This is a genomic window from Gilliamella sp. wkB112 (genome assembly GCF_001690685.1).
Taxonomy (GTDB): domain Bacteria; phylum Pseudomonadota; class Gammaproteobacteria; order Enterobacterales; family Orbaceae; genus Gilliamella; species Gilliamella apicola_J.
Genome location: NZ_LZGL01000009.1, coordinates 514,175 through 525,183 on the forward strand (window position 1 = coordinate 514,175; position 11,009 = coordinate 525,183).

The window sequence follows — 11,009 nt, forward strand, 5'->3', positions numbered from 1 at the left end:
AGCCTATTTTATGGGCTAGTCTAAATTTAATTTATTGATTCACATCTACCACAAAACGACCTTTTATTTGTCCGGCTATCATTTTATTAGCGGAATCAACACACTCAGTTAAAGTGATAGTATTGCCAATATGAGCTAATATTTCACCATCTAAATGCTGGGACAATAAGTCCCATGCTGCTATACGCTTATCGTAACTAGCCATAACACTATCAACACCAGCCAAAGTTATTCCACGCAAAATAAACGGAGCCACCGTAGCTGGAAAATCCATACCTTGTGCCAGCCCACAACAGGCAACTATTCCACCATATTGAGTTTGGGCACACACATTAGCTAAAGTATGTGAACCCACTACATCCACAACTGCTGACCATAGTTCTTTTTGCAGTGGTTTACCTGCTAGTTTTAATGTTTGACTATCAATAATATTAACAGCTCCTAATCCGGTTAAATAATCGCTATCATTTATTTTACTGGTTGATGCTGTAACCTGATAACCAAGTTTCGCTAGCAAAGCGATCGCAATTGAGCCTACTCCACCACTAGCACCTGTAACTAATATCTTGCCCGGCTCAGGTTTAACCCCAAAATCAACAATACGCTTTACACATAATGCGGCCGTATATCCAGCCGTACCAATAACCATAGCTTGGTAAGGTGTAAGATTATTAGGTAAAGGGATCAGCCAATCAGATTTTAAATAAGTATATTGCGCTAAACATCCCCAATGAGTTTCACCACAACCCCAACCATTTAAAATAACCATATCACCTTGTTGATAACGACCGCTAGCACACTCCACTACCTTACCAACTCCATCAATTCCAGGCACCATTGGCCATTGCCTGACTATTGGACTTTTATTGGTTAACGCTAATGCATCTTTATAGTTAATACTTGAATACTGAACCTCAATTAAGGTATCACCTTCTTGAGCTAATAGTTGCTGTTTATTAATTTTATTTAATGAAGCTGAAAAACCAGTATTGGCGTCTTTTGCTAACAAAATCGCATTGAATGACATGAAAACTCCTTATTACTTGCCGTAACCTAAATGCTACTTATTAAGTTAATAAATAATGATGAGTGCAAAAATTATTTATTAATTGTTTATAGACGATTGGTCTAAAAAATTATAGACCGATCGTCTAGTAAATTGCAATATATAAAAATAGACTAATTAATAATTACGCTCATTAGAAAAGAAAAATTAAATCTTAAAAGATTATTTAATGATTTTATTTAAGAAAAACTGCATAAAAATATCTAGAGGTTCAGAATTTTTGATTAATTTACTTCGGGTGACCGCTCCCTCCCAACCAATCCAAAAAAATTGTGCCAACTCATTACAATTAATATCTACAGCAATTTCCCCCAATTGCTGTGCCTGCAATAAACACTGTTCTATTTTAGTTTGCCAGCTAGTTAAAATTTGCTCTAATATTTTATTATAGCCATCGGGTAATAACGATTCTTCTTGGATTAACTCGCCAATTAAACAACCACGATTAAAAGCATATTTTGCCATACCCTGTTTGGCATCTTCATAAAAAGCTGAAATTCTTGATAATGGCGAAGTAATTGACTCATTAGTCAAATGCTTATCTAATTTATAGGCAAAAAAACTATCATAATTAGCAATAATTGCTCGCCCAAAATCTTCTTTACTTTTAAAGTAATAATAAAAAGATCCTTTAGGCACATCAACTTTTTGCAAAATACTTTCAATATTGCAGGAAATATAACCATAAGTTGTCATCAACTCCACGCCACTACGAATTAGTGCCGTTCTAGTTTCAAGACCTTTTTTAGAAAGATTGTTAGCTAAAGTATTTTGACTAGCAAGCATGTTATTTCTGATCCTGTTATTGCAGGTAATATAAAGTTAAATTGAATTATAAATAATAAATAGTCATACTAGTAAATGCAATTATATTCTTAACAATACCAAAATCAGAATTAAAAAACTCCTTGGTTGAAATCAACCTCAAAAAAGGCTAAACATGATAGTGATCCAATTTGGGATACATTGATCGTGAAAGAATAAATAGGTACAGCCTAGCTAAATAACTGTTATGATCAAAAAAATACATACTTGATAACGATTATCTAAACTTAATTATTAACAAGCCACATAAAATCAATATAAATTTATTATGTAAGCTAGTAATAAACAAAAACTCACTTATAAACAGCAAATTATTTTAACTATATAAACAAGCTCATATAAACTAAACATTTGCCCTTAATAACTAAAAAATACCATTATTATGCACGGCTTCAATCTTTCCAACATTATGCTCAATAACATCCCAATGTTCAACTAACTTAGAGTTTTCAACACGATAGATATCACATACTTTATTGATAATGCCATTAGCTAGTGTGCATTTAAAAAATACATAAACAAAATTATTTTCACAACTCACATTAATAAATTCTATTTTAGGTTTCAGTTTTATAAATTCTTCAATAAATTTGATAAAACCAATTCTACCTGTTGTTACTCGTGGATTATGTTGAATATAATCATCAGCAACATAATCGGAAATTTTAGCTAGATTGCCTTCGACAAAAATATCCTCATAGAAGTTAATAACTAATTGTTTATTATTCATAATAAAATACCTATTTTTTAACTTACTTATATTTTAAAAACTAGTTTTTTGCTTGTAATTTACGAATCATCAGTATCTGAAAACCAAAATAATTTTAGATCCATACTAATAAATATCAAGGGGATAGGTAACTTAATATAAATTAAGACACTAACCAAACAGGGAAAGAACTGGCATATTTACCTATTAATCGAAAAATGGAAAATTATATCTAATATTAATAATTTGATGAAGAAATACAATTATAATCATAAACAAGTAGTTTATATCTTTATAAAGCCGATTAATATATAAAACATTATTTAATTTACCCTAATATATTAGTACTTATTTAGTTATAAGTGACTTAAGGTATTCTTGTTACCAAACTATTATAGTTGTCCTGACATAAAGTATATATAAATTATTACACTACACTGACACATAAAATCAACCGAAAAAACTCTATAATAAAGTACCATAGTCTATCAAAAGGAGGATTTCCTATTAGATAGTGATAGCTACCATTAATATTATTGTATTCCAGATCTCTTACATGCTTCAGTAATTCCACTTTTGCACGCTTTGGCATAAGCTTCCGAAGACTTTTTGTGATCATTTTTTACCCAGTAATAATAATAACCTAATCTAAAACAACCATCAGCATCATTGGCATCACAAGATTTTTGAGCAAAAAGAAAGGCCATATCATAATTCTTATAATAGTTATGATAAATACGAATTAATTCATTACAAGCTGGTGTATATAAAGCATCGCAAGCTTGGTTATGGTAAGTTATTGCTAGCTCCATTTGTTTTTTACGTTGATATATTAGACCTTTATTGTAACAACCTTCCATATAACCATTACTACAATCAAAACTAAAATAACCCATTGCAATGTCTTCGTTTTTTGAAACAGCGACACCATTAGCATATATTACACCGAGGGGAGTACAGATAGCTCCTGATTTCAAACTACAGGCTTTTAAAAAATATGCTTTCGCTTTTTGAGCATCTTTAGCTACAGTGTAGCCTTTCATATATAATGATCCCATTATATTACAAGATTCTGCATCAAAAGCATTACAAGCTTTATCATAATATTCATGGGCTTTACTTGGAGCATAGGCTTTAATTTTATTATTTAAATAATAGTCACCCACTTTTTTACATGCAGCTTTATTATTTTTTTTGCAATCAACTTCTATGTTTTTTATATCAAGAATATCATTGGCCCAACAAATATCCATAGGTATAAATAAGGCGGTTAACAAACAAACTATATAATATTTCATTTACTATAATTTCTTTTACAGATATGGCTTGGTTAAATTAAGTATACGTTAAGCTGTATAAAATATATAGTTTATATATTAGGTGAATTTATGAAAAAAAATCTGGTATCCAATTTTTCTCTCTGAATAGATAAACATGCTAATTCAAGGTATTTTTCTTAACTGTTTCAACATTTTTATTAACTTTTTACAACTACCAAGTTGCACAAGCAAAATGATAGCCGTCAATATCCTATACATCATAACTTATTGTACGGGTTTTTCACTATTCACGGCGCAACGAAATGTGATAAATGCATGAGGATACATTGCTGCTCTATCAAAGGTAGCGCCCCAAACTCGGGATGATTTAAATGTTAATGAACCGCTTTCTGGCCCTTGAGGGTTAGTAATATTTTGAGCATCTGAACTATAGGTTTGACTATACCAGTCATGCACCCATTCCCAACCGTTATTGTCCATATCATAAAATCCTGCAGCATTAGGCGTTGATAAAGTGCCCACAGGGACAAAACGAGTAGCATAGGAAATAACTTCAGGATCATCACTGAAATTTCTCTCTGTCGGCGGATTATGAATATCTCCTTGCGCATTGGCATAAAGTACCTTATAGCCTCCGCTACGGGCCGCATATTCCCACTGAGCTTCGGTAGGCAGGTCTATAGGTAGATTAAGTTGTTGCCCTAACCATTGACAATAATCTTTGGCATCCTGCCACTGAACTGAAGCTGGGTTTTTCTCATAGTAAGGGTTAGCCGACCACTGTTCATTTCCGTCTTTAGTTTGTTGGTAAGGCTGTCTTTTACCATCCCAATATTGCACTTCCATTGGATCGCCATAATTGACCATTTGCTGTATAGGTTTGCCTGTTATTAGCAAGTAAGTATCATAGTCAAACCAGGTGACTTTATAACGAGCCAGTGAGAAGCTGGTTAATGTGACTTGATGAGGTTGAGTATTGTTTTTCAAACTAAGCCGCAGGTGTCTGCCATTTTTCTCAACACCAAAGTCACCCATCGTAAAAGTACCACCTTGTAGATAGATAAAATTTTCAAGACTACTTTGCTTAACCTTTATAATATTTTCTTGGGGGCTATCCGCATGGCAAGCCGTCATAATAATAAATAGGTATAACATGATAGCGTATGTTTTAGCTGTTCTCATCAAGTCCTGTCCTCTATACAAAATATTGATCGTTAGTTGCTTTTACTAACCAAGAAAAACTAGTTCTGTTTAAAACTAAATCATCACCACTAGTAAAAGTAATGATGTTCTTAATGCGAACTGTCAAACTCGCTTATAAATTTTTCTATAAGATTTTTATTGTACTTTTTTTAGGATAAAGGATTCAATTAATAAATGATTTTACATAAATCATGAATCGATTAAGCTTTTTAGATTATGGGTTGCTAATTTAATTTTAGTGGAAGAATAGTGTTTTATAGGCGAAAAATAGCTTAATACGCGATGAGGATAAATCGCTACTATATTGATTACGCAATTTAGCTATAATAAAAATTAATTTTAATGTTAATTATAAAAGTATATAATTCATTTAAGAGTTACGATGCTCATTTAGTTTTCCGTGTTTTAAGGTATTCTTGCCAAATATCTTTATTCTCTTCACTCATAAAATAACCATCTATCGTATGTACTATTTCCCCTGTATTACCATTAACTAATATATAATGGAATTTTTGATTCTCTTGTTGATCAATATACCTTACTAAATAATAGGGTAGGTTTGTTACTTTTTTATCTTCAAATCTATTAAGCGCAAAAACCTGCTTGGTATTCATAATATCTATATTAAAGTTATCTTGTATTATTTTTCTAAGTTCTTCTATAGTCAATTTATAAGGAGCATCATAAGTAGTCTTTTTTAGCATATTTCCTTGTAAGTCATAATCCTCCATATCTAATTTAATATCATAAAATTTAGTACCTTTTTGCAATAAAACGCCATTTTTGTTATAAGCACTAATTTTTATATAGGGCGAATCAGATAGTTTGATATGTTCTAAGTAATAATCAGCTGCTTTAAATCTTCTTACCTTTGAACCATCTGAAAGAAAAAACTCCCAATTATTAAATCTATCTTTGTGTTGATTAAACTCTATAATATCAAATTTATTATTCATACTATTATCCTTAGTAGACTCTGCATTAGCTATTGATGAAAAAAAATAGATGAACACTAAAATGACTAAGAATATAGTTGTGTTAAATTTATTGATTAATTTGTACATTGCTTTGTATTATCTCTCTATACCAATTTTAAGTAGTATAATACTGGTATGTTATAAATCATAATATTTACGGTTGTTTTAAACTTTGTTATATCCTTCTGATAAACTGGATAGTTAGGTTAACAATGTAAAAATCTATTAATATGTCTTAAAATATTTTACTTACTGATTAGATTATCAATGGAAGCAATGTAAGTTTATCAAATAAAGATCATTCATAAAAAATCTTGTTTGCAATTTTTATAAATGCTAAATTCAATAAATTATTTCATCCTTTAGTTCTAATTCAATATATGCAAATGGAGATAGGGCAACTAATTGCTATAATTATAATTAGGAAATGATTGATGAAAAAGTACTTAATTATTATATTGATAGTTTTGTTTATTATAAACTGTAGTAAAACAAAGGATCTTAATATTCAACCAAATGATACCTATAATCGTATTAGCAAGATTATTCCACTTGAAGAAGCTGATTTTAATACAGAATATAGTTCTTATTTAAGCAAAGAACTACCTCAAAGTGTAATGGGAATAGATACCCATAATTTACAAATAGAAAGCGTAAGATATGATTTTGATAAAAAAAATAGGTTATGTGCTTTTTATATGACTATTATAGGTATAGATAGTGCTGATAAATTGATTACAAGAATTGATTCAGATACTAAATACCAAAGATTTAGAGAGGATTTAGGTATATGGTATATGAGTGATGAAAACGTTGAATCATATTCTGCTAGTTTACAAGTCCTTTATGATCTAAAAGATAATAATAAGGATGATTTAAATTGGTCGTTGTATGCAGACTCAGCTACTTTAGCAAAAAGATAATCGCGTAGTTGATAGATGTTGTCACTTTTTATAAAAACTATTGAGACTGTCCTATTTTTCCAATCATAATTGAGTCATTCCAGTCTGGGAGTTGGTTTAACCATCCAAGATTTCTGGCTATTAAATCCGAATAAGTGATTGTAACTGGTAATGGATTAGGGAAGTAGCTATGCCAAGAGTGAGAAGCAAAGCAGCAAAGCAGTAAAGTTGAGAGCTTAGGTATTTAATGTCTTTAAAAGTTGAGTCTTTGTGAACACTTATAATTAATTCGCGAGGATGTCCATCTGTGACTTGTCTCAACTCTCTATGACCTATTGAATAGGTTAGCATTTCATAGTTAGATAGTCTAAATATTGTTTCTCGATTAGGTGTCAATCGACCTTTTTTTTCTTTACTTGTTGAAAAATCGAACATATTTATCTCATGCTCTTCTGAAATTTTTAAGAATGCATATTCAATGTTGTATGAGTGATATTGCTTGATAACTTTGCGTACAGCCTCAATTTCATCTTTGTTAAACTTTTTTACTTGTGCATGAAATATTAATCGGCTTGTATCACCTTGTTGCCGTAGGGCCTCTTCCTACAGGTACTTTTGTTAGACCTATAAGACAATATAATTTCGCATCACTAGAAAAGTTAGAGCAACATTTTATAAAGCATGGAGGTGAATTTAAAGCTGAAAATGTTAATGAATACTTAAATATTGGTAATTATATAATAAGATCAGGATATAAAGTACAATATGATTATAAAGGTGAGATGAGAACTGGTTATGTAAGCTATTTCACTAATTCATCAAAAGGAGAGTCAAAGTTTGGATTTGTTGGTACAAATAACCAAGGTTATATTACAACAATTCATGTTGTAAGTGGAAAATCCTTCTGGAGAATGTTGAATGGTAAAGGGCCTATAGATAAAACAATAAATGTGGTGGAATAAGATAGATGAATAATATTTTAGTTTGCGAGCTAAGTGATATTATAGAAGAGGAAGTTGTTATTAAAGTTGATGGTTTTAATATCATCTGTTTTGCCAATATTTGTCCGTATAAAATAGAAATAAATAAAGAGTATCCTGCTGATATTGGATTTACAATCCTTGATGAGTGGAATATCAAAGAAGAAAATAGTGAAGAAAGTAATATAATCCACATAGGAAATGGCTTTAAGTATTATCTTTATGGAAGAATTAATGAAGATACTCTAGAAGTAAAAAGTATTAAATTCCAAGATGATATTTTTTTAACTGATTATGCTTATCTAAATGGAAAGTTTGTATCATTATTAGTTGACCGTATAACTTTAGAGTTCTTATGAATACAGATATATTAGTACCTTTTTCAAAAATATTATTTTGATGATAAAGTATTGAATTATTTTTTATTAGCCGTAGTAGCTCAAATTTAATGACGCTTATTTATTAAGCGCCATTATTGAATTATCGTCTTAAAATAATACCTAAACTAACTTAAATTCCTTGAATCCATTTTTGGTTTACACAACCGCTCCTCAATCCACTCCCTAGGATACCCCAGTTCATTTAAGGACGTTGAAATCGTTGCTCTAATCCCATGGGTTGTCAACCTATCCTTAAATCCCAAACGCCGTAAACACTGATTCAATGAATTCTCACTGATACACAGCTGCGGTTCACTGCGATGTGGCAACAAATACTTCTGTCCATGAAAACGTAACCGTAGAAGCTCCTCAACAATTTCAATCGCCTGTCTTGGCAATGGTACCACAAACGGTGGTACAGCCCCTTTCGGTAATGACAAAGCCAATCGTTGCAACTGCTTCACCTGCTCAGACGGTACATTCCCCCCCTTAACCAAATCAAAATGATCAGGCTCGGCATAACGCAACTCACCCGGACGAACTGCCGTCAATAACAACAGCCTAATCCCCAATACAATTCGGCGATCCCTCCTCATAACCCGATAACCGACTGAACGACTGCGTTGCTGCTTATTCTGCCAATAAAACCGAAAATGCCACAACTTAACCCCAGATGGTTCAATTCGTAAACTCAAGCCACGCCCATCAGACAGCGTATTCACCGACGACTTCGCTTTCGCACGGCGAATCCCTAAAACCGTTAAACGACTCATACCCATATCCTCTTGATAAGAGATGAAAACGGAAAAAACAAAACAAAAAAAAATAAAAAAATAGAAAACATCAAGAGGTCGACCTACGACAAAACGAAGTAGAATCAGACTAAATTAAATAATGAGCACCTAAGTACTTAACTTAAAAATGATGTACTTAAGTGACATACATTTGAGTACATTTCAATGGTTTTGCTTGGAAAGATGAGAGACGTAACGCTTTTATTATCTAGAATATTCAGATGTTACTGGACGTCTGTAGATTAATATCTGGAGCGGAAAACATCTTTTTTATTAACTTTGTATCCCTTTGAAATCTCTAGTATTGTTAAACATGTTTAAATAAGAATGTACCTTTTAATGTACCACTTCACGCTAGATACCTATTTTAATAGGTGATAGAGCGGTTAATCAATACAAATCAACTAAAAAGTACAAAAGAAAAAGGTATAAGGGTAATAAAATTAAGAGAAGCCATTTCTACCGAAATGGCAGTTATCTATAAAATAGAAGATTAAAATGTGTGATTCATAGGGATCGTTTTAGTCTATATCTATAATCATTAACTAAACTACCTCAGGTAAAGTAATTTTTTTATGTTTTAGTGTTACACCTTTTTGTAAAGAGCTTTCTACTAATTGGATTACTTGACTAGTTAGTTCTGGAGTAGGAAATATATAAAAATCCCACTCTCTAATAATATTATCTATGCGAACATCTGTATAACCTTGAGCCATAAACTCATTTCTCTCTTGCATAGTAAAAGGAGGATAAACATAATGTAAAGTAAACACATTACGTTTTTGATCATAAGTTGCTTGTGTAATCTTTGACCATTCAATACTCCAAGTGGTAAAAGCTTTCATTTCTTCTTCATATTTTTTAGTAATAGCTACAGAACCTAAAGCTAAAGCAATACTGACAGGGCCTACTATCGCTAAAATCCCCATTTTTGTAATAATACCTGTAACTAATACACCAACACCTAATCCTACAAAAAGCAATCTTATTAGCCAGAATAAACTTTTAGGATAAGCGCGCCAAAGATACAGCTCCCCCCCACTCTGAGTAAACCGGTATACCATCCAACATTTACGCCTTACCTCTCCAAATAATAGCAGTGCCCCAATCCCCATAACAACTAAAGGCATACAAGGTGTTCCCCAATCCTCATAACCTACAATTAAAATAGCTAAAAAAACTACCATACAAATAGCCATTACAAAAATTATAAAATACCCAAATTTTTGCCATTGATGGGCGATGGTTTTAATTTGCCAACTTAAAATAACTGGTTTATCTGAATGCCATTCCATTGTTTGGGTATAGTCTAGATATTTAGCCATAGTTCCTTAACTAAACTACCTCAGGTAAAGTAATTTTTTTATGTTCTAGTGTTACACCTTTTTGTAAAGAGCTTTCTACTAATTGGATTACTTGACTAGTTAGTTCTGGAGTAGGAAATATATAAAAATCCCACTCTCTAATAATATTATCTATGCGAGCATCTGTATAACCTTGAGCCATAAACTCATTTCTCTCTTGCATAGTAAAAGGAGGATAAACATAATGTAAAGTAAACACATTACGTTTTTGATCATAAGTTGCTTGTGTAATCTTTGACCATTCAATACTCCAAGTGGTAAAAGCTTTCATTTCTTCTTCATATTTTTTAGTAATAGCTACAGAACCTAAAGCTAAAGCAATACTGACAGGGCCTACTATCGCTAAAATCCCCATTTTTGTAATAATACCTGTAACTAATACACCAACACCTAATCCTACAAAAAGCAATCTTATTAGCCAGAATAAACTTTTAGGATAAGCGCGCCAAAGATACAGCTCCCCCCCACTCTGAGTAAACCGGTATACCATCCAACATTTACGCCTTACCTCTCCAAATAATAGCAGTGC

12 protein-coding genes are annotated in these 11,009 nt (G+C 31.8%); 3 read left to right on the forward strand and 9 right to left on the reverse strand.

What is annotated here, in order from left to right; translation table 11 throughout:
- Positions 1 to 31: 31 nt before the first annotated feature.
- From acuI to A9G12_RS04775, 6 genes are all read right to left on the reverse strand, one after another.
- Positions 32 to 1,027 carry an acrylyl-CoA reductase (NADPH) gene (acuI, locus tag A9G12_RS04750; protein ID WP_065564701.1) on the reverse strand — a complete coding sequence of 332 codons (996 nt, stop codon included), beginning with the start codon at positions 1,025 to 1,027 and terminating at the stop codon, positions 32 to 34.
- A gap of 201 nt (positions 1,028 to 1,228) precedes the next feature.
- Positions 1,229 to 1,852, reverse strand: coding sequence for an acrylate utilization transcriptional regulator AcuR (gene acuR / locus A9G12_RS04755; protein ID WP_065564702.1), 624 nt, complete (start codon positions 1,850 to 1,852; stop codon positions 1,229 to 1,231).
- 403 nt (positions 1,853 to 2,255) lie between these two features.
- Entirely contained in the window at positions 2,256 to 2,621 is a 366-nt protein-coding gene (locus A9G12_RS04760) for a nuclear transport factor 2 family protein (RefSeq protein WP_065564703.1), read from the reverse strand.
- Positions 2,622 to 3,133: 512 nt separating this feature from the next.
- Positions 3,134 to 3,898 carry a tetratricopeptide repeat protein gene (locus tag A9G12_RS04765; protein ID WP_065564704.1) on the reverse strand — a complete coding sequence of 255 codons (765 nt, stop codon included), beginning with the start codon at positions 3,896 to 3,898 and terminating at the stop codon, positions 3,134 to 3,136.
- Between the two features lie 246 nt (positions 3,899 to 4,144).
- Positions 4,145 to 5,062 (reverse strand): formylglycine-generating enzyme family protein, encoded by a 918-nt coding sequence (locus A9G12_RS04770; protein ID WP_065564705.1) that lies wholly within the window; start codon positions 5,060 to 5,062, stop codon positions 4,145 to 4,147.
- Between the two features lie 407 nt (positions 5,063 to 5,469).
- Positions 5,470 to 6,039: a hypothetical protein gene (locus A9G12_RS04775; protein WP_065564706.1), complete on the reverse strand. Its 570-nt coding sequence runs from the start codon at positions 6,037 to 6,039 to the stop codon at positions 5,470 to 5,472.
- Positions 6,040 to 6,494: 455 nt separating this feature from the next.
- Here A9G12_RS04775 and A9G12_RS04780 point away from each other — a divergent pair, with 455 nt between their 5' ends.
- The 3 genes from A9G12_RS04780 (at position 6,495) to A9G12_RS04790 (ending at position 8,301) form a co-directional block, all read left to right on the forward strand.
- Positions 6,495 to 6,983 carry a hypothetical protein gene (locus A9G12_RS04780; RefSeq protein ID WP_065564707.1) on the forward strand — a complete coding sequence of 163 codons (489 nt, stop codon included), beginning with the start codon at positions 6,495 to 6,497 and terminating at the stop codon, positions 6,981 to 6,983.
- Between the two features lie 530 nt (positions 6,984 to 7,513).
- Complete coding sequence (locus A9G12_RS04785; protein WP_065564708.1) at positions 7,514 to 7,924, forward strand: hypothetical protein; 411 nt, start codon at positions 7,514 to 7,516, stop codon at positions 7,922 to 7,924.
- A 5-nt stretch (positions 7,925 to 7,929) separates the two neighbouring features.
- Positions 7,930 to 8,301 carry a hypothetical protein gene (locus tag A9G12_RS04790; RefSeq protein WP_065564709.1) on the forward strand — a complete coding sequence of 124 codons (372 nt, stop codon included), beginning with the start codon at positions 7,930 to 7,932 and terminating at the stop codon, positions 8,299 to 8,301.
- A gap of 146 nt (positions 8,302 to 8,447) precedes the next feature.
- Here the strand turns inward: A9G12_RS04790 and A9G12_RS04795 are convergent, their stop codons facing one another.
- The 3 genes from A9G12_RS04795 to A9G12_RS12335 all read right to left on the reverse strand — a co-directional run.
- Positions 8,448 to 9,095 carry an integrase family protein gene (locus A9G12_RS04795; RefSeq protein WP_065564710.1) on the reverse strand — a complete coding sequence of 216 codons (648 nt, stop codon included), beginning with the start codon at positions 9,093 to 9,095 and terminating at the stop codon, positions 8,448 to 8,450.
- Between the two features lie 566 nt (positions 9,096 to 9,661).
- Complete coding sequence (locus tag A9G12_RS04800) at positions 9,662 to 10,441, reverse strand: hypothetical protein (protein ID WP_065564711.1); 780 nt, start codon at positions 10,439 to 10,441, stop codon at positions 9,662 to 9,664.
- 10 nt (positions 10,442 to 10,451) lie between these two features.
- A partial coding sequence (locus A9G12_RS12335) for a hypothetical protein (RefSeq protein WP_176701744.1) occupies positions 10,452 to 11,009 on the reverse strand: 558 nt, incomplete at its 5' end.

What these genes read in the sequence shown, in the direction of transcription:
- acuI (WP_065564701.1), bottom strand. Translation starts at nt 1,027, where the DNA reads ATGTCATTCAATGCGATTTTGTTAGCAAAAGACGCCAATACTGGTTTT.
- acuR (WP_065564702.1), bottom strand. Translation starts at nt 1,852, where the DNA reads ATGCTTGCTAGTCAAAATACTTTAGCTAACAATCTTTCTAAAAAAGGT.
- A9G12_RS04760 (WP_065564703.1), bottom strand. Translation starts at nt 2,621, where the DNA reads ATGAATAATAAACAATTAGTTATTAACTTCTATGAGGATATTTTTGTC.
- A9G12_RS04765 (WP_065564704.1), bottom strand. Translation starts at nt 3,898, where the DNA reads ATGAAATATTATATAGTTTGTTTGTTAACCGCCTTATTTATACCTATG.
- A9G12_RS04770 (WP_065564705.1), bottom strand. Translation starts at nt 5,062, where the DNA reads ATGAGAACAGCTAAAACATACGCTATCATGTTATACCTATTTATTATT.
- A9G12_RS04775 (WP_065564706.1), bottom strand. Translation starts at nt 6,039, where the DNA reads ATGAATAATAAATTTGATATTATAGAGTTTAATCAACACAAAGATAGA.
- A9G12_RS04780 (WP_065564707.1), top strand. Translation starts at nt 6,495, where the DNA reads ATGAAAAAGTACTTAATTATTATATTGATAGTTTTGTTTATTATAAAC.
- A9G12_RS04790 (WP_065564709.1), top strand. Translation starts at nt 7,930, where the DNA reads ATGAATAATATTTTAGTTTGCGAGCTAAGTGATATTATAGAAGAGGAA.
- A9G12_RS04795 (WP_065564710.1), bottom strand. Translation starts at nt 9,095, where the DNA reads ATGAGTCGTTTAACGGTTTTAGGGATTCGCCGTGCGAAAGCGAAGTCG.
- A9G12_RS04800 (WP_065564711.1), bottom strand. Translation starts at nt 10,441, where the DNA reads ATGGCTAAATATCTAGACTATACCCAAACAATGGAATGGCATTCAGAT.